We start from the raw sequence: 23,916 nt of genomic DNA, 5'->3' as shown, positions 1-23,916 counted from the left end.
GGTGGCCGCGTCACCGCGTATAAATGACCGGCGCGTCCAGCAGCGTCGCCGCCGCGTCCGCCCCCGATACCCGATCGAGGCCGTCGACGACGACCGGCGCCTCCAGCGGTGCGAGGCGGGCTACGGCGAGCGCCGCCGTCGCCGGATCGCCGTCGAACTCGCCCGGCGTCGGGCCGACGGTCGCGCTCCCGGGTACGGCGTGGACCGCCGATCGGAACTGCTCCCACACCGCCGCCGCCAGGTCGTAGCGCACCTCCCGTTCGCGGTTGGCGATCCGGTCTTCGAGTTCGAGGCGACGCTCCCGCCGGTCACGGGCCTCCCGGGCCGCTCGTTCCGCGCGGTCCAGCGCTTGCTCGGCCGCGATCCGTTCGGTCTCGGCCTCCGAGAGGCGGCGCGTCGCCTCGTCCAGTTGCGCTTCGACGGCCGTAGTGTCTGCGCCCGTCTCGTGTCGTGCCCGTAGCCGCCCCCGAAGTTCGGCGACACGCTCACGTAGACGCTCCTCCTCGGACCCGGTCTCGGCGACCCGTCGCCGCGCCGCCCGCACGTCGACCGCCGGCATCGACAGCGACGCCAGTTCCGCCCGAGCGTCCTCCAACGCCGCTCGCGTGGCCGACTCGTGGCCGAGCGCACGGGCCGTCGCTGCGAGTGCCCCCCGTCGGTCGAACGCCCTCGGAGGCAGAATCGCCACGTGTCCGTGGACGGGGCCGGGCGCGGGACAGTCGACACTCGGCGACGCCTCCTCGCCCCTGATGGCCCGCACGAGTTCCCGCCCGTCCACGTCCGTCACCTTGATGGCGACGCCCTCGTGGCACTCGCCGTCGATACGCACGTGCATACTCGGCACCTACAGGTCGGCGTCACGCATGGCGTCCGGTTGTGGATGATCGGTCCCCGTCGCGAACTTGTCGTACGGCGTCGTCGCGGCCTCGCGGTCCTCGTAGGCGGTCGCGGCCTCCCGAACCGATTCGGGGACGGATTCGAACTCGTTGAGCGGGCTGGTGCGCTCGATCTGTACGTCGCCGCCGTGTTTCGCCCGGAGCCGCAGGGCGAGGAACGCGCCGAGTTCCGTCTCCTCGAACAGCGCAGCCCGCCCCAGTTGCCGGACGACCGTCGACTCGTGGCTCCGGCAGACGTTGCGGAGCGTGGTTCGTGCGTCCCGCGAGTAGATGACGACGAGCAACACGGCGGAGGCGTGCCGTCACTGTACACCTAATACTGTCGGATCCGGCAGTCTCAACCGATGGGCTCGACCTCGAACGTTCCGGGCGCGTCGGCGGCGTGGTCGCGGATCCGTTCCCGCGCCTCGGTGCGCGACGACGCGACCACGACCACACCGTCGACGGCGTCGGCTCCCCGCCCCACGTACGCCGCACGCTCCGTCTCGTCGCCGAACTCGGTGGCGTAGGTCCGGAGCGCCGCGAGCACCCGCTCTTCGGTCGTCGCGAGGTCCGCCTCCCCCTCCTCGAACGACCGGAGCGCCTCCTCGACGTTCCGGATCGCGGAGATGCGGTCCATCACACCACCTTGTACTGATCCGTGCTCGGACTGTACACGTCGCCTTTCCGCCGCAACCCCTCGATCTGGTCCATCACCTTCTCCTCCTCGATCCCCTCGGCCTCGGCGCGTTCGACGATGGCGTCGATCGGCGCGCCCGCCTCGCCCTCGTACTCGGCGTCGACCGTCTCGATCACGTCCTTGATGCTCTTGATGCGGTCGCGTTGGCTCTTTGAGGTGCCCGTCTCGATCACGTCGGCGTCGAATTCGCCGGTCTCGGGATCGACGCCGATATCCTGCAGACAGGAGCGGACGATGTCGATCACGCGGTCGGCGTCCTCCCGGGCGACGGTATCCGAGAGGCGGACCCGCGCGCTCGCCTCCGCGAGGCGGACCAGCGCCTCGAGTTTCCGGGCGGTGACCGGGACGGGGGCGTCCTCGTCGGCCCCCTTCGCCCGCAGGTCGACGTAGAACTCGCGGATGGCCGCCTTCGCCTCGTCGGACATCGTCGGGTAGCAGGTGCGCTTCGAGTACGCGATGTACTTCCGCAGGAGGTCGGGCTCGATGGCCGGTTCGACCGTGTCAGTCACTTCCTCGACCTCCGCCTGACTGTGATTCGAGTTCGCCACCTCCGCCCGCTGGGTGTTCAACTCGCCCGCGTAGTTGGTGCGGAGGATGTGATCCGCGAGGGCGGCGTCCTCCTCGGGATCGGGCTGGTCCGTGACGGTGAAGATCAGGTCGAACCGCGAGATGAGGGCGGGTTCGAGGTCGATCTGCTCGCCGATGGGTTCGTACTGGTCGAACCGGCCGTACTTGGGGTTGGCCGCGCCCAGCAGGGAACACCGGGATTTGAGGGTGGCGTTTATTCCAGCCTTACTTATACTAATTTCTTGCTGTTCCAATGCTTGATGCATTGCAGATCGATCTTCGGAATTATGCACCACCATCCCGTTGGCGACGAAATTGTGGGTTCCCTCGACGGTGAGGTCGTAGACGGTCCCCTGCTCACCTGCATCGATGATTTCTACGGACGTGACCCGACGCAGGATCACGTCCTCTGAATCCGCGTATTCATCTGGTAGTTCGCTCGCCGCGTCCGTCCGAAACACGCTGTTCTCAGTCTCGAAGGCGTTAGCTCCCCCGTCAGTCATCGGTTGTGGAAGGTCTCGAGGCACGTACACCCGGTCACCTTCCTTCAGATCTGCGGCCCCCCGCTCGACCCGTTCCCCGTCCTCGAAGACGAAGAAGGGATGATCCGCCGTCGAAGTGAGCCGTTCGCCCGTCTCCAGTCGCACGTCGGTGAGTTGCTCCGGTGCCTCGTACTCGTGGATAGCCGTCACGGGACGGGAGACGATCCGGCCGTCGTCGGTCATCGTCCACGCGTCGAGATCGACGTCCCTGATCGTCCGTCCGGTGTCGAGTTCTTCGATCGTTCCCGTGGCAGCGGCGTCCTGCGTGAGCTCCTCGATACGCTGGACCGTGCCGTCGGCGAGATGAACGAGCGTGTCGCCGGTCACACACCGCATCTTGTCGAGTTCGTCGACTGCAGCGATCCCCTGATCGGCCAACACCAAGGCCCCGGCTTCGAGGCTCCACTGTTGGCCCTCGCCGAAGTCGTCGCGAACCGCCGCAGCGGTCAGGCCGGCCGAACTGGATCCCTTCCCCGACGTGTAGACGGAGCGGGGGGCGATGTTGCGGATGTAGGACAGCAACTGCGAGTTGTGTGAGACGATCCCGTTCGCGAGGTACGTGTGCGTGCCAGCGACTTCGAGGTCGTACACCCAGTCGTCGTCCGGTTCGACTGCCTCGATGGATTCGATCCGGTCCCGGATTACGTCGTTCGTTCCGTGCGTGATTGCTCCGTCGGTGGTCGCCGGGCCACCGTCCGGGACGACGGCTGTTCGCCCAACTGATTCTCGGTTCGTGCCGGCAGTCGCGTCGCTGGGCCGGACTGCGATCGGATCACCGACCGCGAGTTCGTCGGCTCTGGTCGCTTCGAGGTGCCCACTGGCCTGTACGAACAGCGGATGCGACGGCGTCGTCTCGATTTCCCGGCCGCTGGCCGTCCGAATCCGATACAGTCGCTCGGGTGCCTCCCGTTTCCACACTCTCGTCGCTTGCCGTGTCGTTACCGTCCCGTCCTCCGTGACCGAGACCAGACCGATGTCGGTCTCGTCGTAGACGCCATCATCCACGGGCGTCGGATCGTCGAGGTTCCGTTCTACGAGATCGCGAATCGGCACCTCACGCCCGTCCTCGAGTGCCACCTTCGTATCACCTTTCAGACACTTTCCAGTACCGGGATCCCCTATCAACAGCATGTGCAGATCCCCCCGAATCCGCGAGCCGTCGGGCAGATCTTTCGTCACCCCCGCGAACAACTGGAGGATCATCGCGAGTTTCTCCTCGTCGTAGCCGTAGATGGAGGGCGCGACGGAGGCGACCATCTCCTCGTAGATGTCGGGGTGGTTGGACAGTTCGACGATCTCGCGCTTGTCGGCCTCCGTGATCTCCATGTCCTCGAACTGTTCGTCCTCGATCTCGACGCTCACGCCGTCCATGTAGAGGTCGAACAGTTGGGACTTCTCGTTGCCGTCGGTCACCTGGTCGATGTGGAGGACGCCCGTGACGGTGACGTGGTCGCCGGCGGTCACCTCGCCCGTGATGTCGTCCTCGATGTCGACGTCGATGCTCTGGGGGGTCTCGCCGCCCCGGAGTCCCTCGGGTGACTCCTGGACCCGGAGTTTCTGGGAGTCGACGAACTCGCTCTGGTCGTAGTTGACTCGGAAGGGACCCTGTCGCTCACAGCCTTGGCACTCGTGGGGTTCCTGGAAGCCACCCTCGGTCTGGGGGATGTACGTCATCGTGCCACAGCGCTGGCACTCGAAGGCGGCCTCGACGATCTTCGGGCGCACGTCGGTGGCCTTGCGGATGATGCCCGAGACGGCGATCAGGCGGCCGACGTGGTTGTCGTGGACCCGGATCGACCGGATGTCGACGGTGTCAGGGAGGTTGCGCAGGCGGACGTGGGCCTGGCCGAGCGACACGTCCGCGGGGAGGTCGTACACCCGCAGGGCCTCCTCCGCGAACTCGCCGAGTTGGTCGGGCTGGGCGAGGAAGTCCTCCGCGAGGTCGGGGTCGAACTGGTAGAGGTCGTCGTAGTCGACGTGGAGCGAGCGTTGTTCGCTGGGGTAGCGCTGTGCGAGGCGGCCGATCTCGTCGCGGTAGTAGTTACGGTAGAACTGGGTGAATCGGTCTACCAGGTCGTCGGTGGGGGACGACGCCATTGCCAGTCGCTCGTTCCCGATACCCTAAGAGTCTTCGCTAAAGCGAGACGTCCGTCTCGATGTCCTCGGTCGCCTCCTCCAGTCCGTCCTCCCGGGAGTCGCTCGCCAACCGCCCGGTGAGGTCGGCGTCCGTCAGGAGTTCGGCGAAGGCGTCCCGGAACCGGCCGTTCGCGCGGGTCGCCTCCCGTTCGCTCTCGACGACCCGTCGGACGTGTGCCAGCGTCTCGGCGTCCCCCAGGTCGTCGGCGATGGCGTCGTCGTCAGCGCCGTCGACGATCCGATCCCTTATCGCCTCGAAGTTCGGCACGTCCCGGTCGGCGTCGCGCACGAGGTGGAGGTCCAAGCGCGCGTCGACGACCGTTTCGACGGGGATGTCGAGCGCCTCGGCGAGGGCCGCGTCGTCCGCGTCGTCGTGGAAGCCTCGGACCAGCCGACGGTACGCCTCGGCGTCGAGGTCCGTCCGGAAATCGTAGCGCTCGCGCATCGTCGCGACGAGGTCGTCCACCTCCGCCGCGACCTCTTCGGGCGCCTCGCGTTCGGTTATCGACCCACGGCGCTCGGCCTGCCGCTCCGTAACGGTCTCCGTCCCCGTCGCGTCGACGAAGATGTCCCGTAGTTCCGAGGTCTTTTCGTCCATATTACACGATCCGCGCTCGGACGCAAAAACCCGTCGCCGACCGGCTCGTCAACCAAGAGGTTCTAAGTGGTTTACGGACGACGGGGTGGTATGTCGACCCCAACGGACTCGGTCGAACTTGTCGGCGACGAGGCGACCGGCAACGTCGCTCGCGCGGTGCTGTTCGCGGCGGCGACCAGCGCCACAGCCCCCGTGGATATGGTCCACCCGCTCGCCCCCAACGTCCCGATCACGCTCCAGACGCTCTGGGTGTATCTCGCCGGTGTCGTCCTCGGACCGGTCTGGGCCGGCGTCGCGTTCGCCCTCTACCTGCTCGCCGGCCTCCTCGGCCTCCCGGTGTTCGCCGGCGGCAACGCCGGCCTCGGCGTGTTGCTCGGTCCCACCGGCGGCTTCCTCGTCGGCTTCCCGCTCGCCGCGGTGACGGTCGGGACCGTCGCCCACGGGGCCGACGGGCTGACCGCGCCGGACGACATCCCCGTTCCGCGGCTCGTGGTCGCGCTCCTCGCCGGGACCGTCGTCATCTACGCAGCCGGCGCGGTCGGCTACTCGCTGGTCCAAGCCGTCGGCCTCGTCGCCGCCGTCTCGACCGTCGTCCTCCCCTTCCTCCCCGTGGCGGGCCTGAAGGTCGCCGCGACGGTCGCCATCGTCCGGAGCGACGCCCTGGTCGCCCGATGACGATCACGGTCGCGGACGTCACCTACCGCTACGGCGAGGGTGACGCCGACGCCGCGACCGTCGCCGTCGACGGCGTCTCTCTCGCCGTCGACGACGGCGAGTTCCTCGTCCTCGCCGGCCCAAACGGGTCGGGAAAGACCACGCTCGTCCGCCTGTGCAACGGGCTGTTGACACCCGATTCCGGCGAGGTACGCGTCAACGACACCCCCGTCGACGCCGACCCCGTCGCAGCCCGATCGAACGTCGGGATGGTGTTTCAGGACCCCCGCGACGGCTTCGTCGCGGCCACCGTCGGTGCGGACGTGGCCTTCGGTCCCGAGAACCTCGGCCTCGCCCACGACGAGATCGACCGCCGGGTCGACGACGCCCTCGCCGCCGTCCGCATGGACGGTCGGGCGACCGACCGCATCGACGAACTCTCCGGCGGCGAGCGCGAACGCGTCGCCATCGCCGGGGCGCTGGCGATGGAGCCGGACCACCTCGTCCTCGACGAACCCTTTACCGGCCTCGACTGGGACGCCCGACGGTCGACCCTCGACCGTCTCGCCGACCTCCGGGATCGGGGGGTGAGCGTCGTCGTCGTCACCCACGACCTCCGGGATCTCGCCGCCCTCGCCGATCGGACGGTCGCACTGGCCGACGGTCGCGTCGCGCTCGACGCGACCGACCCGCCGCCCGCGGCCCTGACCGACCTCGGCGTCCGCCCCCCATGATCGGCTACGCCGAGGGCGACACGCCCGTCCACCGCCTCGACCCACGGACCAAACTGTTCGCCCAGGCCGCCCTCGCCGTCGCGGCCTTCGCCCACACCACGCCCCGCGGACTGGCCGCCCTCTCGACTATCGTCCTCGGGATCTGCTGGCTGTCCGCGACCCCCGTCGTCCGGAGCCTGCGCGCGTATCGTGCCTTCCTCCCATTCCTCCTCGCCGGCCCGCTGGTCGAGGGGGTGACGCTCGGTCCGCCGTGGTTCGTCCCGGCCGACGCCGTCACGCCCACGCTGGCGAGCTATCGGGTCCTCCTCCTCCTCCTCGTCTCGACGGCGTACCTCCGCACGACGCGCGTCCGCGAGTCCCGAGCCGCGGTCCAGCGTCTCCTCCCCGGCCGCGCGGGCGTCGTCCTCGGGGCCGGGGTGGGGTTCGTCCTCCGATTTCTCCCCTTGCTCCGCCACGACCTCGCGACGATCCGGGCGGCGATGGACGCCCGGCTGGGCTCCGAGCGGTCGCTCTACGAGCGGATCCGTCTGATCGGCGTCACCGGTCTCCGGCGGGTGTTCGCCCGCGCCGACCGCTTCGCCCTCGCGCTCCGGGCCCGGTGTTTCGCTTGGAACCCGACGCTCCCCCGTCTCGATCCGACGTGGCGGGACGTCCCGGCCGTCGTCGCCGGCGTCGCGCTCCTCGTCTGGGCCGTCGTTTGATCCCTCGTGGCAACCTTTAACCCCCGCGTGGGTCGCCAACTACCTATGCCCGTCCTCCAGTCCGGGGCCGTCACCCGAGAGACGTTCTGGACGATCGGTCACGTCGGCGAGGCCGCCTTCTACTACCTCTCGGCGGTCGCCATCCTCGTCTTCGTGTACGGCGTCTACGAGCGGGTCGCGCGCTACGCCGACGCGCCGGCCGACCCCGTCGCCCGCCTCGACGACCTTCCCGGTCGCGTCGCCCGCGCGACCCGCCTGTTGCTCACGAACGAGGCGCAGTTCGACCGCGACGTCTACGCCGGCGTGATGCACACGTTCGTCGTGTGGGGTTTTCTCGTCCTGCTCATCGGGACGACTATCCTCGCCGTCGACATGGAGCTCTGGACTCTCCTGCTGGGTCGGGACTCGTTTTTCGTCGGCGATTTCTACCTGTCGTACTCGCTGGTCCTCGACGCCTTCGGCCTCCTCTTCGTCGTCGGCGTCGGCATGGCGTGCTGGCGGCGCTACGGTGTCCGCGACCCGCGCCTGTGGGGGACACACACGGATCTGGCGGACGACGCCTTCGTCCTCACTCTCCTCGCCCTCGGCGTCGGCGGCTATCTCGTCGAGGCGCTGCGCATCCTCGGTACCGGGTTCCCGTCGTTCGAGACGGTGAGTTTCGTCGGCTACGCGCTGGCGCTCGCGGGCCGAACCGCGGGCATCACGCCCGCGACGGCCGAGTCGGTCTACGCCGTCGCGTGGTGGTCCCACGCCCTGCTCGCACTCGGCTTCGTCGCCCTCCTCCCCTACGCCAAGCCGGTCCACATGCTCACGTCGCTCGCGAACGTGGTGACTCGCGATCCGAAGGCCGGAAATCGGCTGCCGGGCGTCCCCGAGGACGCCGCGCCCGAGGACATCGGCACGGCCTCGGTCGAGGACTTCACGTGGCGCGAACTGCTCGACCAGGACGCTTGCACCAACTGCGGACGGTGTTCCTCGGTCTGTCCCGCGACGGCGGTCGGCCGGGACCTCGACCCCCGAGACGTGATCCTTGACTTGCAGGCGTACCGCGAGTCGCGGGCGGCGGGCGAGGACGACCTCCCCATCGTCGCCGACGGCGGCGAGAGCGTGATCGCCGCCGAGTCGATGACCGCCTGTCTCTCCTGTACGGCCTGCATGGACGCCTGCCCGGTCGACATCGAACACGTCAAGCAGTTCACGGGGATGAACCGGCGGCTCACGGAGTCGGGGGAGATGGACCGGAACGTCCAAGACGCGATGATGAACGCCTTCCAGCAGGGCAACGTCTTCGGCGACCCCGCTCGCACGCGCCCCGACTGGACCGACGACCTGGACTTCGAGGTGCCCGACGCCCGCGAGGAGTCGGTCGATCTGCTGTGGTACGTCGGCGACTACCCCTCCTACGGCGAGCGCAACCGCCGCGTCGCACGCTCGCTCGCCCGCATCTTCGAGGCGGCGGGTGTCTCCTACGGCATCCTCCACGAGGACGAGGTGAACGACGGCAACGACGTGCGCCGCGTCGGCGAGGAGGGTCTCTACGAGACCCTCGCCGAGGACAACGCCGCCGCCTTCGAGGCCTGCGAGTTCGACGAACTCGTCTGCACCGACCCGCACAGTTACAACACGTTCGCCCACGAGTACCCCGAGACCCTCGACGACTTCGACGCTCCCGTCTCCCACTACACCGAAGTGGTGGAACGACTGGTCGACGAGGGGCGTCTCTCGATACCGCGGACCCTCGACCGTTCCGTCACGTACCACGACCCCTGTCACCTCGGGCGCATGAACGACGTGTACGACGCGCCACGCGCCCTGATCCGTGCGACGGGGGCGACGCTCGTGGAGATGCCGCGCAACCGGGCCGACGCGTTCTGCTGTGGCGGGGGTGGCGGCGGCGTCTGGACCGACGTCGAGGAGGACGTGAAGCCGAGCGAGGAGCGTCTCCGCGAGGCCGTCGAGGACACCGGACCCGCCGTCGAGACGTTCGTCGTCGCCTGTCCGATGTGTACGACGATGTTCGAGGACGGCCGCAAGACCGGTGGCTACGAGGACGACTTGGATATCCTCGACCTGACGGAGTTACTGGTCGCGGCGATGGATGCCCAAGCGGACGGCTGACCGTCCGCTCCCTCCGAACGGTCCGCCCCGAACGTTTTGCGCCCGGCCGTCCAACGGCCGCCATGCGTGTCAACGAGACGGACCTCGACTGGTCGACCGTCGAACGCGACGACGCCGACACCGCGTTCCGCCGGAAGAAACTCGCCGCCGCGGCCGGCGGCGACCGCCTCGGCTGTTCGCTCTACGAACTCCCGCCGGGGACCAAGTCCTGGCCGTTCCACTACCACACCGGCAACGAGGAGGCGATATACGTCCTCGCGGGCACGGGACGCCTCCGGACCCCCGAGGGGACCGGATCGCTCGTCCCCGGCGACTACGCCGCGTTCCCGGCCGGCGACGAGGGCGCTCACCGCGTGATCAACGACGGCGACGATACGCTGCGCTATCTCGCGCTGTCGACGATGGCCGACCCGGACGTGACCGTCTACCCGGACTCGGGGAAGATCGGCATCTACGCGGGGTCGCCACCCGGGAGCGACGACCCGCGGACCGTTTCGGGCTACTACCGCCGCGACGACGACGTCGACTACTGGCTCGACGAGGGCTGACTCGCGAGCGTGGCGAGGATCGCCCGCCCCGGCGCCCGGTCACGCTCCGGAGCGTCGCCGTCGAGGTACGCGACCAGCGCATCACGGACGAGGCTCCGGTCGGCGTGATCGAGCGGATCGCTCGCCTCCACCCGTTCGAGCACGCCCATAGCCCGATCCGGCGAGCGGTCGGCGGCGACGACGCGTCGGACGTGGTCGAGTATCGCGGCGTGGAGCACCCACGCCTCCTCGCGGGAGCAGTCGACGCCGTCGGGACCGTGGCGGGTGGTCGGGGACATGTTCGTTCCCTCGGTTCGACGGTACGCCTACGAGTCTCTTATGGCTACGTGGCCCGTGTGTCCGAGGCACACGACCACGCCCGTCACTCGAACGCCGAGAGCCCGGTGAGGTCCTCGCCGAGGATCAGCGAGTGGACGTCGTGGGTGCCCTCGTAGGTGTACACCGTCTCCATGTTGGCCAGGTGGCGCATCGGCGGGTAGTCTGCCGTGATGCCGTTGCCGCCGAGCATCTCGCGGGTGCGACGCGACTCCTCGCGGGCCATCCGGACGTTGTTGCGCTTGGCCATCGACACCTGTTGGGGGCGCAACTCGCCGCACTCTTTCAGGTCCGCGAGGCGGTGGGCCAGCAGTTGGGCCGTCGTGATTCGGGTCGCGGTTTCGGCGAGTTTCTCCTGCTGTAACTGGAAGCCGCCGATGGGCTTGCCGAACTGCTCGCGGTCGGTGGCGTACTCGCGGGCCGTCTCGAAGCAGTCCCGGGCGGCTCCGACCGCTCCCCACGCGATGCCGTATCTGGCCTGCGTGAGACAGGAGAGTGGTCCCCCCATCCCCTCGACGTCCAGGACGTCTTCGTCGGGCACCCACGCCTCCGAGAGGGAGAGTTCACCCGTGATCGACGCCCGGAGCGACAGTTTCTCCGGAATCTCGTCGACCGTCACGCCGTCGCGGTCGACCTCGACGAGGAAGCCAGTGACCGTGCCGTCGGCCGAGCGATCCCGCGCCCACACGACCGCCACGTCGGCGATGGGCGCGTTGGTGATCCAAGTTTTCGACCCCGTGAGCCGGTAGCCGTCGCCGTCGCGTTCGGCGTACGTCGCCATCGACGCCGGATCCGACCCGTGTTCGGGTTCGGTCAGGCCGAAACAGCCGACCGCCTCGCCACGGCCGAGGGCGGGGAGCCACCGCTCCCTCTGGGCGTCGGTGCCGAAGGCGTGGATCGGATACATCACCAGCGCCCCCTGCACGCTGGCCATCGACCGGACCGCCGAGTCGCCGGCCTCCAGTTCCTGCATCAGGAGGCCGTACGCCCGCTCGCTCACGTTCGGCAGGCCGTAGCCGTCGAGGTTCGGCGCGTAGAAGCCCAGTTCGCCCATCTCCGGGATCAGATCGGTCGGGAACGTCCCCTCCAAGAAGTGGTCGCCGATGTCGGGACGCACCTCGCGTTCGACGAACTCGCGGGCGGTGTCGCGGACCAACCGTTCTTCCTCCCCGAGGTCGGCCTCCAGGTCGACGTAGTCGAGCATACGCTCGCTCCGAAGCGGTCGGTGAAAGCCCTTCGCCCCTCAGAGGAACTCCCGAACCTCGGAGTACCACATGTCGTGGTGGTCGACCGCGTCGACGCGTTCGGCCACCTCGACGGCGAGGGCGTGCCAACACCGCTGTGTCGGATCCGCCGTGTCGAGGTTGTACTCCGCGTCCTTGCAGGTACAGCCGCCGTCCTCGACGATGTACTCGTCGTCGTGGCCGACGACGACGGTGAAATCGCGGTACTGTTTGATCCGTTCCTCGGAGACGGCTTCGATGGCTCGCTGCCCGCGGTCGCCGTGGGCCGAGAGGATGGCGTCGACTATCGGTCCGGAGAGCTCTCCGGCCGCCGAGAGCGTCGTTCGCCACCCCTCGTCCTCGCTCACGACCCGAACCGTCGGGCTTCGCCGTCTAAAGGGGTTCGGTCGGTCCGACGACCGCACGCCGGGCGTCGGACGCGGCGGCACCGATCCGCCCCGAACCGCGCCGCTTTTCGGCCTCCCCCGCCCACCAACCCCATGCGCGTCACCGAGGGCCGAGTGGAGTTCGACGCGCCCGACGCCCGCGACGGCGCGAGCGAGGGGCGCGGCGACGACGTCTTCTACAACCCCACACAGGAACTGAACCGCGACGTGACCGTCGCCGTCCTCCGGGCGTACGCGGACCGCGAACCCCGAGCCGAGACGTATCTCGACGCGATGACCGCGACTGGAGTGCGGGCGCTCCGGGCCGCCGCCGAGGGCTGGGACGCCACCGCCGCTGACACCGACGCCGACGCCGTCGCCCTCGTCCGCGAGAACGCCGCCCACAACGATCTGGACGTTACTGCCGTCGAACGCGACGCGAACGCGCTGATGCACGAGTCGACGACCGTGTTCGACGTGGTCGACATCGACCCCTTCGGCACGCCGGTCCCCTTCGCCGACGCCGCCTTCGCCAACGCCCGCGACCTGGTCTGTGTCACCGCGACCGACACCGCGCCCCTCTGTGGCGCACACTTCGAGAGTGGCGTCCGCTCGTACGCCGCGGTCCCCCGGAACACCGACTACCACCCCGAGATGGGACTCAGAATCTTGCTCTCGGCGATGGTGCGGACCGCCGCCCGCTACGACACCGCCGCCCGCCCGATCTGTTCACACGTCTCCAGACACTACGCCCGGACGTACCTCGAACTCGACGGGCGGGCGACCCGTGCCGACGACTGCATCGACGAACTCGGCTACGTCCACCACTGCGAGGACTGCCTCGCCCGCGAGGGCGAGTTCGGCCTGATCGCCGACCCGCCCGCGGACTGCCCGGCCTGCGGGAGCGACCGCCTCGTCACCGCCGGCCCCCTGTGGTTGGGGGCGATCCGCGACCGCGACTTCGTCGCCGCCGTCCGTCGGAACCTGTCCGGCGACATGGGCGAGGCGACCCGTGCCGACCGCACGTTGCGGACGCTCGAAGCCGAACTCGACGAACCGACCCACTACGACCAGCACCGCCTCTGTAAGGAGTGGACCCGCTCGGCGCCCGCGATGGACGACTTCCTCGACGACCTCCGGGCGGCCGGCTTCGACGCCTCCCGCGCACACTACGGGGGGACGACGTTCAAGACCGACGCCGACGTCGAGGAGATTCGGGACGCGACGGCCGACTGAGTGGTGCTTCAACCCTCCTCTTGCGAGTTCAATCCTTGGTCAGCGAGTGGATCGTACCAACACCTGACGGAACTGGAGTAACCGATTCAGCGGATGTAGTCAGCACAGGGGTCTCGATATCAAAGATGCCAATCTACCACCCGCGCACGAGTCCTGTAGATAGGTGGCACCTCTGACCACGACTGAGGTCGACGGACAGACAGCGAGTTCTCTTAGCCGAGGAGTGAAAACAAGGTATAGGACCCCACGAGCGACATCATCGGTGTGATAACCCAGAGTGTCACGACGCGAGCTGCCGCTGCGTGGTGGAACAGGCCTTCGGCGGATAGTTCCTCTGGATCTTTTTCGCCAATACTAGACACACGATCACCGGATGTGTGCTGCCTGTCTGGGTGAGGAGTCTCGCCTTCAGCGAGTTCGCCCACAGTCGGGCCCGAAGCGACCCCCTTTTTGCCTTCAACTGAGGGTGTCATAGAACAGTTCGCATACCAAAGAGCAGGGTGAACGCTGAGGTGGAATGAGTTCAGCGACCCTGCAAGATGATCCTTCGGTAGAATCGTTCTTCAATGCCGTGGAAACGGAGACGTTGGCGTTGTTCGAGCACCTCTCCTTCGAGTTTCTTGAAGGGTTCGACGTGTTCGCCCCGGCGGAGACGGGGCGAACACGAGATCTTGAGCCGCCCGAGATGATGCGTGGCTTTCTCCATTGCTATTACAAGAACATCTACGGTATCCGTCCGGTTGCACGAGAACTGAACAACACCGTTGTCTGGCTCAGCTGTAGCTTCGATCGACCGCCGTCGAGAGACGCGGTCGATCGATTCCTCACTGATCTTGAGCACGTTGTTGACCGGGTCTTCGACCATCTCGTCGAGCAGGCCGCCTTGCGGGGCCTGCTCGACTTGACGTATTCTATCGATTCAACCGACGTGAGAGCGATGCCCGCCGATCCAGACGCATCGAAGTGCTATGATCCAACCGATGACGAGTACTACTACGGCTACGGCTGCACGATCGTCTCAACCGGGCAAAAGATCCCGATTGCAGCCGAGTTCACCGAGAGCAAACAAGCACCAGAAGAGACGGCGATGCGCGTCACGCGTGACGCGCTCGCCGTCGGGAAACCGATGTGGATGCTTGGAGACAGTGCCTACGACACGCTCGACTGGCACGACCACCTGCTGGCCGCAGGGGTCGTGCCAGTCGCTCCGTACAATCCACGAAACACCGACGACCCGAAAGATATCGAGTACAGGGTAGAAGACCGCATTGAAAAACACAGCAACGACGTTCAGCTGAAGCAATCAACGCTAGACGAGACGTACAACCGCCGGAGTGGCGTCGAACGAACCAACGAATCAGTCAAGGGCTGCGGCCTCGGGCGAACGCACGCCCGAGGCCGCGTCCATGCACGAGCGCAGGTGTTCCTCGCGTTGTGTCTGCGCCTCGTCGTCGCAATCACCAACTACGAACGCGGAGACAATCCGGGAAGCACAATCATCACGGTGTGAGAAGAGTTCTATGACACCCTCTTCAACTGGGTACAGTTTGAGTGCACCAGTCGTAAACTTGGGAGCGGATTCTTCGGCAGGGGACTGTGTGACTATTTCTGCGAGCGTCCGCGCTCGGCTTGCACGGCCCCACCCGAGCCCAATGATACAACTGGTCGTACTCACGGCGAGACTGGCTGGAATTCCGAGCCACGAGAGGACGGTGATAATCGTCGCTCCCACGGTTGAAACGACGAGCGCGGCCAGAATCGGCATCTCCGTGATGTCGTTGCCAACGGTCGCCAGCGTCCGCCGGGCAATCGTGAAGCCGCCCACGCTGATGGCCCCGATTGCGAGGAGAATCGCCGGGCTGGGGTTGAGGGACCCGTTACCGACAAGCGGGGCGATTGCGTTCGCCGCGTTCGAGGCTCCGGCACTGAACGCCATATAGCAGGCAATTACCACCACAAGTGCCGACCCGATCAGATCCCGAGGCGAGACGGTGTCGTTGACCGATAGCCGTGGGAGCCGCTCCTGGGTATCGATTGCGATCAACGGGTTCGTAAGGCGACCAAATTCGAATTTGGCGTCGAGGTGCGGGTACAGATATCTGCCGATAAACGCACCTGTGAAGACGGCGACCAGTGGGGAAACGATCCATGCCGACAGGATGGTAAACATCAGCGCAGTGTTGAGCGTCCCCGTTGCCAATCCGAGGCCGACGATTGCTGCGACGGCCGTCATCGAGGTTGACGCCGGGACACCGTAGAGGTTCGAGATCAGGAGTGCGAGCCCGGTGAAAAAGAGGACGCCAACGCTCGCTGCGGGTGTAAAGGCTGCAGCATCGACGATTTCGGTACTCATCGTCGTGATGACCTTCCGCCCAATCGTCCACGCTCCGAGGAATGCGAACACGGTAAACAGGGCTCCGGCGGTGACTTTTCTGACGGCCCGGCTGCCGACTGCCGGACCGAAGGCAACACCAGTAGATGACCCGCCGATATTGTACCCGACGAACACTGCCACCAGCACTCCCACGAGAATCAGTAATTCTACCACGTGCATGTGTTCGGTTCGCACGCGAAAAACAGTGCTGTTCGTCTGCTGAACTGTTGGCTACGCCCGGGAGACACAGTAACACGAATATTTAGAACTTCACAACTGAAGTCCCACTACTCTCTACCGACTCGTCCCTACACGAGTTGCGCAAAGATCAGCGACCGATATGCACCCATATTCAGCAGCGTCTGAGAGAACTATCGAAATACTGTCAAAAAGGCTGTGCGAGATAAAGAGGATGCAGTCAGCACAATTGAGCGGGTAAGCAGAGATAGCGCAACCCCTCGTTCTGGAAATCTTATTATACTATGATTCTATCTTTGGTTTCAGATCTTTCAGATGATCAAAACTCGCCTCTGTGTGAAAATGACGGTGAGTGAAGAGGTCCGATCAAAAATGGCTCACGTACTATGAGCAAGACCCTACGGGAAGACGTGAGGGGAATCCTGAACGAGACGAGCATGACGATCCACAAGCACGCGATGGGGGCAGAGAAATTCCAAACGCTGTGTGGACAGACGTACCACCTCGACCGCGGGCAACTCCGGACGATGCAGGTCGAGCGAGCCACCGAGGAGTTAGACGCCGAAAAGTGCGGTCGTTGTTTCGAGGACGGCCGGGGATACTAACTCTTGCAGGTGGGCTGCCATCGTATCACTGACGCCGTCACTGATTACTCTGCCAGTCGGATCACCGTGTAGCCGTTTTTGCATCCAAGTTCGCGTTTTCGTCGCTTGCGAGTTTGAACACGCCGACCCGCGTGTATAGGTCGTCGCTCATGGCACTGAGTTGCTGTGCGTTGGCCGCCACCTCTTCCATCGCTTCCGCCTGTTCGTCTACGCCGCTCGAAATCTGTTGGATCGACGCCGTAATTTCCTCGCTCATCCCCGCTGCATCTTCGATGACACTGCTGACCGCCTCCGAGTTGTCGGCCTGTGACTCCACCGCATCCGTGATTTCGTCCAGTCCGGCACTCGTCTGGTTCGCCCGTTCGTCGATCGATTCGAGCCGGTCGACGAGGGATTCCACTTCGTTGGCACCGTCCGACACCTCCTCCGTCGCGTCGTTGATGCTCTCGACGAGGTCCGCCGTCTGACTCTGGACGTTCTCGATGATCGTGGCGATGTTGTCGGCCGACTCCTGTGACTCTTCGGCCAGATTCTTGACTTCGTCCGCCACGACGGCGAACCCGTCGCCTCCCGCGTCGGCGCGGGCCGCCTCGATGTTGGCGTTCAGTGCCAGCAAGTTCGTCTGGTCCGCGATGTCCGCGATGATGTCGATGATCTCGCCAACTTCCTCCATACTCCGTTCGAGGGATTCGATGCGTTCCGCGACCGTCGACGTCGCGTCGGTTGCGTTTCGGATCTGCTCCACCGACTCCGTCGCTTCCGCCACACCCTCGGAAGCGATGTCCGCCACTTCCTCCGACTGCGAATCGATCCGCTGAACGGTCGCGATGATCTCTTCGATCGACGCCGAAAGGTCGTCGACGTTCTCGCTGGCTCGCTGGGTCTCGGTGGCGAGGTCGTCGGCCCCCTGTGCCATCTCCGTCGAGGCGGCGTCGATCTGCTGGATGGAGGCTGTCACTTCTTCACTGCTTGCGCTGAGCGTCTCCCCCGTCTCACTCAGGTCTTCCGCGTCTTGGGTGAGGTCTTCGACGATCTCACGGAAGTTGTCCGCAGCCGCGTTGAGGTTGTCGTTCAGGAGCGTGAATTCCTCGTAAACCTCCACGGCTTCGTCGTAGTCCTCGTCGGGCTCGTCGACGGTCGGATCGATCGTGAGGTCACCCTCCGCGAGTCGGGCAACTTTGTCCTGCAGGTCGTCTAAGACTTCCTGCTGGTACTGTTCGAGGAACCGCTTCTTTTTGCGTTGCCGATTGCGTTCGGTCACGTCCTTCTCGACGAGCATCGCGCCGGCGAATGTGCCGTCGTCGTCGTACAGCAGCGCCACTGTCCGTTCGAGGGGCGTCTCCCCGTTGGCGACGAGCACTGCCTCCTCACGCTGCTGGATATCAGTCTCACGCCGCATTGCCTCAGACACGATGTCGCTATAGTAGCCTTTGTAAGTCATCACATACCTGATCGCATGACAGCGTTCGATCAGGTGTGCGGACAGTTACAAACGCTACTATAGCTGGACTCTCAGGGGCCTGCAGTTCGTGTGGACTGGCCCCGACTGCCTCCGCCTCGGAACAGTCGTATAACTCCAGTGCCTGCGAGTTGGCGTGTGTGACGTGTCCGTCGGTATCGACTACGATCGTCGGTTCTTCGAGGCCGTCGAGGATACTCCGAACGAGCGCCTGTGCCTCGTCCGAGCGGTCTTCTTCTTCGTTCCCCTGGCTGACCGACGTATCTCGTGCGTTGGATGCAGACCGGTTCGTGGTGGGCCCAGTATCTCCTCCGAGGAATCGATCAAGGATCCCGTCCGCTTTCTCCGAGATGTCTTCGTATTCGACAGCCTCATCCTTCCCGTTTGACTGATTGGTTTGCTCCCGTTGCTCACTCATACCAGAACTTTGAAAACCAGCTATTTAGGTGTATTCGAGCAATTATCGCCGACGATTTTCAGAAAATTTACCATAAGTAATTTCTGCCGATCATATTCGGTGCAGGGGGAACGACGATGGGGTGACCGACCACGTATTCAACTTTCAGGCTCCGGAACACGACCGCGTGTCTCCCGTCACGACGTACGTCCGTTCGAGATGGTCGAGTGCCCTATCGACGATGACCGGGTCGTAAGTCCAGACCCCGTAGAAGTTGTCCTCGGCTTGCTCTTCGGCAACGAGGGCGCTTTTTTGCGTGTCGTCCCCGGCACCGTCGAAGACGACGAACCACGTCGCGGCGATTTCGGTCGTCTCGCTGGTATGAACCTGTCCTCGGTCGATATCCGGTGGTGTGGCGTCGGGAACACCATACACGTGAACGTCTAGCCCCCGTTGAGCGAGGGCTCTGTAAGTCGGCTGCTGGCGATTCATGATCGAACACCGCTGGAACCCCGCGTGGATCGTGCCGTAGCCGACTCGATGGGCTCGATTCTCGATTTCGCGGGAGGCGTAAAACATCCGTTCGTGATCGTAGGACGTGAACGTCGTCTCCTTGAGGTGCCCGAGTACCGCTTCGTACTCCGTATCCACGACCCCGACCTCATCGGGACTCACCGGTGAGTGGGTGATGAGTTCGCGCAGGAGGGCGAGATCCACGATCGTATGCACCTCCGATCGAGCGCCGAGGACGGCGATTTCGGACGGTGTTCCCGGGGGCGTCCGGTTTCCCGTGATACGAACGTTTTGGGTCTCGAAAAACGCCGTGAGTTCCTCCACTATCGGATCGGATGGGTCGACATTGAACAGTGCCAACTCCTTTTCGAGCGTTCTGACGAATCCGATCGTCTTCTGGAGGTCCATTACTCACCGATTCAGACGATCCGATCTAATTTCTGGCGTCCCGATATCAAAATCGAGTTTGATAGTACGAGGTACTGTTCAGATTAGCGGGCTTTCGAGGTGGTCTCAATTTCGGCGGCTTATAGAAATTCGAGGAGAATACCCGCGCCTTTAGGCGCGGGATGAATCCGACAACTCTTCCACAACTCACCGTCGATGACAGGGCCGGATATTCAACCGTTCTCAAACCAAATTCACAAGAGAATCGAGTATAAGTGGTTATACAGACGTTCAGAATGCTAGAAGTCCACCGCACCTACCGAGCGAAAATCCTCAACCACGGTCAGGTAGAGGAATCGCTCGACCGGCATGGGTGGTCGGCCAGCAAACTCTGGAACGTTGCAAACTACCACTCCCGCAAAGTGTGGGAGAAAACGGGCGAAATTCCCGACCACGGCGACCTCAAAGACGAGTTGAAAGGTCACTCAAAATACAAGGGATTGCACTCGCAGTCCAGTCAGCGCGTTCTGGAGGAACTCGCTGAAGCCTTCAACTCGTGGTACGGCAAGAGGAAGTCCGACAGTCGAGCGAATCCCCCCGGCTACCGGAAGAAAAACTACTACGACTCAGAAGGCCATCGCGTCCACGAAGAACACCCTCGGTCAACGGTGACGTGGAAGCAAAACGGCATCAAACACGACTCGAAAAACAATCGTGTTCGTCTGTCCAAAGGCGCGAATCACAAGGGACACCCCAAGGCGTGGGAATACATCCTTGTCGAATACGAGACACGCCCCGGTGTCACCGTCGAAAACCTACAACAAGTCCGTGCCGTCTACGACAAGGCGAAAGGACGCTGGGAACTGCACTTCGTCTGCAAAGACGAAATCGAGACGCCCAACGCACCCGGCAACGAAACAGCGGGTGTTGACCTCGGCATCTGTAACTTCGCGGCGGTCGCGTACAGTACGGAGGAAGCCGACCTGTACCCCGGCAATCGCCTGAAACAGGACGGGTACTACTTCCCAAAGGAAATCGCCAAGTGCGATGATTCGGGGGGCGAACGGGCCACTCGTCTCCACGCGAAGTGGGCGGAGCGCCGAAGCCACTTCTTTCACTCCTTAGCGAAGCACATCGTAGAACGGTGTGTCGAGCAGGAAGTTGGCCGCATCAACGTTGGGAAACTCGCTGGTGTTCGTGAGGATGAGAACGGCGAGTCGAAGAACTGGGGTCGGCACGGCAACCTCGACCTACACGGGTGGGCGTTCGACCGGTTCTCGAACATCCTCGAATACAAGGCGAAAGTCGAGGGAATCGAAGTCGTAGAGGTCTCAGAGCGCGACACGAGCAAGACGTGTTGCGTCTGCGGTAGAGAAGACGATAGCCAGCGTGTCGACCGTGGCCTCTACGTTTGTGAGACGTGTGATGCGGCGTTCAACGCTGACGTGAATGGGGCAGAGAACATCCGTCTCGACATCAATCAAAGTAACTCCGAGTCCGCACCCGTTTTGGGTGGGGATAGGAGTACCGGCTGGTTGGCACAGCCCGGAGTCTACCTTCATGACTTGTCCAGCGGATTCCAACCGCAGGAACAAGTGGTAGACTGCAAACCGTAATATCCCAATCCAGCGGCGCGGTGCCGTGGGATTCCCCCGCCTTCAGGCGGAGGAGGATGTCAATCGAACACGACCGGCGTTGTGGCCCAAACCCACATATACGCTCGGCGCAATCCTCCGGATATGAACCCGCCGATCGGACGCATCGTCGTCGCACTCCTCGTCGTGCTCTCGTTGGTCGCCACGTCGACCCCCGTCGCCGCACAGTCGTCGGATCAGCCGGCGTGGGCCGACGACCTGTTCGGCGACTTGGAGGAGATGCAGCCGCGATACAACGAGAACGTCGGTGACGCCGACATGAACTTCGCCCAGCGACAGGTGTACAACCGGATCACGGGCAACGTCGTCAACGTCTACCTCGTCGGCACCGACGTCGTCTACTCCTTCCGGATGCGCTCCGACGGGCGGATCACCGACCTCCGGCAGTCCCGCCGCGACGACGCGGACCTGAAGATGCGGATGACCCGCGACACCGCCGAGGACCTCGCTACTGCCGACAACCCCGTCCCACCGTTCGTTTCGGCGACACAGAACGGCGAGTTCGTCCGTCGGGACGGCGAGCGGACCGTCCGCGGTATCGTGATCAACGGCGAGGACGGCAAACCGGTCAAGCAGGCGACCTGGACCGTCGTCAACGCGGTCAAGGGCCTGCTGTAACGACACCGGGTGGCGCGTCCCGCGCCCCGATCAGCAGAGGTTTGTGCGCCGACACCGTCGTCCGTACCCGATGAGCGTCCAGACCGAGTTCGACGCGTGGGCCGCCGAGGGGAAAGACAAGGGGATGGAAGAGCGCCACTGGCACACGGCGAAACACGCTCTCGCGCGGATGCCCGTCGAGGCCGGCGACCGGATCCTCGATCTCGGAACCGGATCGGGCTACGCGCTGCGGGCGCTCCGCGAGACGCGGGACGCGGGCCACGGCGTCGGGATCGACGCCTCGACGCGGATGGTTCGGAACGCCCGCGGGTACACCGACGACGAGTCGATCGACTTCCTGACCGGCGACTTCCAGCATCTTCCCTTCGCCGACGAGAGTTTCGACCACGTCTGGTCGATGGAGGCGTTCTACTACGCCACCGACCCCCCGACGGTTCTCCGGGAGATTCGACGCATCCTCCGCCCCGGCGGGACGTTCTTCTGCGCGGTCAACTTCTTCGAGGAGAGTGCCCACACCCACGAGTGGCAGGAGCAGGTTGGCGTCGAGATGCGGTTGTGGGACCGCGACCGGTACCGCGAGGCGTTCCGCGAGGCCGGTCTCCGCGTCGCCGAACAGGACACGATCCCGGACCGCGAAGTGGAGATTCCACCGGCCGAGGCGTTCCCCACCGAGGACTGGGACTCCCGCGAGGCGATGGTCGATCGCTACCGGACGTGGGGGACGCTCCTCACCGTCGGCGTCGCGCCCTGATCCCGACCCGGCTCACTCCTTGAGGACTTCCGTGGTCGGTTTCGCCGCCTCGAGTCTCCTGCTGTTCGACGGCCGCACGGCCGAGACGATCATCGTGTCGTAGGCGTCGTCGGCGGCGACGGATCGGCCGACGGTGAACCCGCTCACGACCCGCCCCGCGTTCTCGCTCCCGAGGAACACGATGCTCGCCTCGTGGTCGCGGGCGAACCGACACAGCGCCTTCGCGATGGTTCCCCGGGGGGCGCGGCGGTCCACCACGGTGTGGTGGTACTCGGCGTCGGGGTGAATCTCGGCGACCGACGCCCGGAGGGTATCGACGATCCGCTCCGCGTCGAACGGCTCGCCCGTCCGGAGCCAACCCCGCGCTCTGGCGTACTCGGCGTTGCCCGTCGGAATCACGCTCACTGCAAGGACTCGCTCGTTCAGCACGCTCTCGAACTGCGCGGCGCGGACGAGCGCCACCTCCGACAGTTCGGACCCGTCGAACGGGACGACCAGCGTCATACTCCCTCTCACGCCGCTGTCGAAAATCACTCCTTCGGTCGCTCCCGCCTCTCATCCTACTCCGAGACCTTCACCACCTGCTTTCCGACGTTCTCCCCCGAGAAGAGGCCGAGGAAGGCGTCGGGTGCGTTCTCCAGCCCCTCGACGACCGTCTCGCGGTGGGAGAGGTCGCCGGCCGCGACCCACTCCGACAGTCGCTCGGTCGCGGCGTCGAACCGCGGCGCGTAGTCGGTGACTAGGAGTCCCTCCACCCGCGCCCGCGGCGCGATGAGAGACGGCAGCTTCCGGGGGCCGGTCGGCGTCGTCTCGGCGTTGTAGTGGGCGATCTGGCCACAGACGGCGACGCGCGCGTCTACGTTCAGTCGCGTGAAGACCGCGTCCGTGATCGGGCCACCGACGTTGTCGAAGTAGACGTCGACGCCGTCCGGTGCCGTGTCGTCGAGCGCCGCGCGGTAGTCGTCGGTCGTCTCGTAGTTGATCGCGGCGTCGAATCCGAGGTCTCCGGTGAGCCAGTCGGCCTTCTCGTCGGTCCCGGCGAAGCCGACGACCCGACAGCCGTTCAGTTTCGCGATCTGCCCGACCGTCGACCCGACCGCCCCCGCCGCCCCCGAGACGACGACCGTGTCACCCGGGCGGGGTTCGGCGACGTCGAGCAGGCCGAAATACGCCGTCCGGCCAGGCATCCCGAGGACGCCGAGATACGCCGGTGGGGGCGCGACCGCGGGATCGACGGGTGCGGCGTCGTCGGCGTCGAGGACGGCGTAGTCGGCCCACGTCCCGTTGCCGGTGACGAGGTCGCCGGATTCGTACGCCTCGCTCTCGCTCTCGACCACTTCGCCGACGACCCTCCCCTGTAGCGCGTCGCCGACCGCCCACGGCTCCGCGTACGACGCCGAGTCGCGCATCCGGCCGCGCATGTACGGGTCGACGGAGAGATATCGGACGCGGACGAGGAGGTCGCCGTCCTCCGGGTCCGGCCGGTCTCCCTCCCGGAACTCGAAACTGTCCATCGTCGGCTCGCCGTCTGGACGCGCCGCGAAGTACCACGCTCGGTTGGTGTCTCGCATACGCCCGCTACGCCGGCCGGACGGAGATGCCTTCCGACCGCGCGCCGTCCTGCGG

The 23,916-nt window shown here is 65.2% G+C and carries 24 protein-coding genes and 1 pseudogene; 11 read left to right on the top strand and 14 right to left on the bottom strand.

The window, feature by feature from the left end; all coding sequences use genetic code 11:
* Positions 1 to 10 precede the first annotated feature (10 nt).
* Genes NBT81_RS00125 through NBT81_RS00105 form a run of 5 tightly spaced genes read right to left on the bottom strand, consistent with a single transcriptional unit; the run spans position 11 to position 5,418 of the window.
* The gene (locus NBT81_RS00125; RefSeq protein ID WP_338740172.1) at positions 11 to 835 is read right to left on the bottom strand and encodes a hypothetical protein; all 825 of its coding nucleotides are present in this window, start codon (positions 833 to 835) and stop codon (positions 11 to 13) included.
* A gap of 9 nt (positions 836 to 844) precedes the next feature.
* Complete coding sequence (locus NBT81_RS00120; protein WP_338740171.1) at positions 845 to 1,183, bottom strand: hypothetical protein; 339 nt, start codon at positions 1,181 to 1,183, stop codon at positions 845 to 847.
* Positions 1,184 to 1,233: 50 nt separating this feature from the next.
* A complete protein-coding gene (locus NBT81_RS00115) occupies positions 1,234 to 1,515 on the bottom strand; it encodes a hypothetical protein (protein ID WP_338740170.1) in 282 nt (93 codons plus the stop codon).
* On the bottom strand, positions 1,515 to 4,781 hold the full coding sequence (locus tag NBT81_RS00110; protein WP_338740169.1) for a cell division protein: 3,267 nt from the start codon (positions 4,779 to 4,781) through the stop codon (positions 1,515 to 1,517). Before NBT81_RS00110 ends, NBT81_RS00115 begins: the two co-directional genes overlap by 1 nt.
* Before the next feature lie 37 nt (positions 4,782 to 4,818).
* Positions 4,819 to 5,418, bottom strand: coding sequence for a conditioned medium-induced protein 4 (locus NBT81_RS00105; RefSeq protein WP_338740168.1), 600 nt, complete (start codon positions 5,416 to 5,418; stop codon positions 4,819 to 4,821).
* Between the two features lie 90 nt (positions 5,419 to 5,508).
* Between NBT81_RS00105 and NBT81_RS00100 the strand changes: the two genes are divergently transcribed.
* The 5 genes from NBT81_RS00100 (at position 5,509) to NBT81_RS00080 (ending at position 10,173) form a co-directional block, all read left to right on the top strand.
* Positions 5,509 to 6,093, top strand: a complete 585-nt coding sequence (locus NBT81_RS00100) for a biotin transporter BioY (RefSeq protein WP_338740167.1) — start codon at positions 5,509 to 5,511, stop codon at positions 6,091 to 6,093.
* Positions 6,090 to 6,806, top strand: coding sequence for an ABC transporter ATP-binding protein (locus NBT81_RS00095; protein WP_338740165.1), 717 nt, complete (start codon positions 6,090 to 6,092; stop codon positions 6,804 to 6,806). Before NBT81_RS00100 ends, NBT81_RS00095 begins: the two co-directional genes overlap by 4 nt.
* Entirely contained in the window at positions 6,803 to 7,507 is a 705-nt protein-coding gene (locus tag NBT81_RS00090; protein WP_338740164.1) for an energy-coupling factor transporter transmembrane protein EcfT, read from the top strand. Before NBT81_RS00095 ends, NBT81_RS00090 begins: the two co-directional genes overlap by 4 nt.
* Positions 7,508 to 7,552: 45 nt before the next feature.
* On the top strand, positions 7,553 to 9,625 hold the full coding sequence (locus tag NBT81_RS00085) for a heterodisulfide reductase-related iron-sulfur binding cluster (protein WP_338740162.1): 2,073 nt from the start codon (positions 7,553 to 7,555) through the stop codon (positions 9,623 to 9,625).
* Positions 9,626 to 9,687: 62 nt separating this feature from the next.
* Entirely contained in the window at positions 9,688 to 10,173 is a 486-nt protein-coding gene (locus tag NBT81_RS00080; protein WP_338740161.1) for a cupin domain-containing protein, read from the top strand.
* Here NBT81_RS00080 and NBT81_RS00075 read toward each other — a convergent pair.
* The 3 genes from NBT81_RS00075 to NBT81_RS00065 all read right to left on the bottom strand — a co-directional run bounded on the left by NBT81_RS00075 (position 10,152) and on the right by NBT81_RS00065 (position 12,079).
* On the bottom strand, positions 10,152 to 10,451 hold the full coding sequence (locus tag NBT81_RS00075) for a hypothetical protein (protein WP_338740160.1): 300 nt from the start codon (positions 10,449 to 10,451) through the stop codon (positions 10,152 to 10,154). The genes NBT81_RS00080 and NBT81_RS00075 overlap by 22 nt on opposite strands.
* A gap of 83 nt (positions 10,452 to 10,534) precedes the next feature.
* Positions 10,535 to 11,692: an acyl-CoA dehydrogenase family protein gene (locus NBT81_RS00070; protein ID WP_338740159.1), complete on the bottom strand. Its 1,158-nt coding sequence runs from the start codon at positions 11,690 to 11,692 to the stop codon at positions 10,535 to 10,537.
* 39 nt (positions 11,693 to 11,731) lie between these two features.
* Complete coding sequence (locus tag NBT81_RS00065; RefSeq protein ID WP_338740158.1) at positions 11,732 to 12,079, bottom strand: hypothetical protein; 348 nt, start codon at positions 12,077 to 12,079, stop codon at positions 11,732 to 11,734.
* A gap of 132 nt (positions 12,080 to 12,211) precedes the next feature.
* Between NBT81_RS00065 and NBT81_RS00060 the strand changes: the two genes are divergently transcribed.
* Both NBT81_RS00060 and NBT81_RS00055 read left to right on the top strand, forming a co-directional pair.
* The gene (locus tag NBT81_RS00060) at positions 12,212 to 13,333 is read left to right on the top strand and encodes a tRNA (guanine(26)-N(2))-dimethyltransferase (RefSeq protein ID WP_338740156.1); all 1,122 of its coding nucleotides are present in this window, start codon (positions 12,212 to 12,214) and stop codon (positions 13,331 to 13,333) included.
* A gap of 517 nt (positions 13,334 to 13,850) precedes the next feature.
* The gene (locus NBT81_RS00055; protein ID WP_338738304.1) at positions 13,851 to 14,843 is read left to right on the top strand and encodes a transposase; all 993 of its coding nucleotides are present in this window, start codon (positions 13,851 to 13,853) and stop codon (positions 14,841 to 14,843) included.
* 18 nt (positions 14,844 to 14,861) lie between these two features.
* On the opposite strand, the pseudogene NBT81_RS00050 reads toward NBT81_RS00055, so the two are convergent.
* Positions 14,862 to 15,881: pseudogene (locus NBT81_RS00050) on the bottom strand (anion permease); the annotation flags it as partial.
* 410 nt (positions 15,882 to 16,291) lie between these two features.
* Here NBT81_RS00050 and NBT81_RS00045 point away from each other — a divergent pair.
* Positions 16,292 to 16,510, top strand: a complete 219-nt coding sequence (locus tag NBT81_RS00045) for a hypothetical protein (protein ID WP_338740154.1) — start codon at positions 16,292 to 16,294, stop codon at positions 16,508 to 16,510.
* 61 nt (positions 16,511 to 16,571) lie between these two features.
* Here NBT81_RS00045 and NBT81_RS00040 read toward each other — a convergent pair whose 3' ends face one another.
* From NBT81_RS00040 to NBT81_RS00030, 3 genes are all read right to left on the bottom strand, one after another.
* Positions 16,572 to 17,909 carry a methyl-accepting chemotaxis protein gene (locus NBT81_RS00040; RefSeq protein WP_338740152.1) on the bottom strand — a complete coding sequence of 446 codons (1,338 nt, stop codon included), beginning with the start codon at positions 17,907 to 17,909 and terminating at the stop codon, positions 16,572 to 16,574.
* Between the two features lie 19 nt (positions 17,910 to 17,928).
* Positions 17,929 to 18,387, bottom strand: coding sequence for a PAS domain-containing protein (locus tag NBT81_RS00035; RefSeq protein WP_338740150.1), 459 nt, complete (start codon positions 18,385 to 18,387; stop codon positions 17,929 to 17,931).
* A gap of 144 nt (positions 18,388 to 18,531) precedes the next feature.
* Positions 18,532 to 19,287: a DICT sensory domain-containing protein gene (locus NBT81_RS00030; RefSeq protein WP_338740149.1), complete on the bottom strand. Its 756-nt coding sequence runs from the start codon at positions 19,285 to 19,287 to the stop codon at positions 18,532 to 18,534.
* A gap of 275 nt (positions 19,288 to 19,562) precedes the next feature.
* Here NBT81_RS00030 and NBT81_RS00025 point away from each other — a divergent pair, with 275 nt between their 5' ends.
* The 3 genes from NBT81_RS00025 to NBT81_RS00015 all read left to right on the top strand — a co-directional run bounded on the left by NBT81_RS00025 (position 19,563) and on the right by NBT81_RS00015 (position 22,290).
* Positions 19,563 to 20,882 (top strand): transposase, encoded by a 1,320-nt coding sequence (locus NBT81_RS00025; protein ID WP_338742590.1) that lies wholly within the window; start codon positions 19,563 to 19,565, stop codon positions 20,880 to 20,882.
* Between the two features lie 123 nt (positions 20,883 to 21,005).
* On the top strand, positions 21,006 to 21,539 hold the full coding sequence (locus NBT81_RS00020) for a hypothetical protein (protein WP_338740148.1): 534 nt from the start codon (positions 21,006 to 21,008) through the stop codon (positions 21,537 to 21,539).
* A 70-nt stretch (positions 21,540 to 21,609) separates the two neighbouring features.
* A complete protein-coding gene (locus NBT81_RS00015) occupies positions 21,610 to 22,290 on the top strand; it encodes a methyltransferase domain-containing protein (RefSeq protein ID WP_338740146.1) in 681 nt (226 codons plus the stop codon).
* Positions 22,291 to 22,302: 12 nt separating this feature from the next.
* Here NBT81_RS00015 and NBT81_RS00010 read toward each other — a convergent pair whose 3' ends face one another.
* Together NBT81_RS00010 and NBT81_RS00005 are read right to left on the bottom strand one after the other, a co-directional pair.
* Positions 22,303 to 22,794, bottom strand: coding sequence for a universal stress protein (locus NBT81_RS00010; RefSeq protein ID WP_338740144.1), 492 nt, complete (start codon positions 22,792 to 22,794; stop codon positions 22,303 to 22,305).
* Between the two features lie 56 nt (positions 22,795 to 22,850).
* Positions 22,851 to 23,861, bottom strand: coding sequence for an NADP-dependent oxidoreductase (locus NBT81_RS00005; RefSeq protein WP_338740143.1), 1,011 nt, complete (start codon positions 23,859 to 23,861; stop codon positions 22,851 to 22,853).
* Positions 23,862 to 23,916: the final 55 nt, after the last annotated feature.

The sequence above is a fragment of the Haloplanus sp. CK5-1 genome (genome assembly GCF_037201915.1).
GTDB lineage: Archaea > Halobacteriota > Halobacteria > Halobacteriales > Haloferacaceae > Haloplanus > Haloplanus salilacus.
Note: the sequence above shows the minus strand (reverse complement) of the source record. Positions and strands in the feature narration are given on the sequence as shown.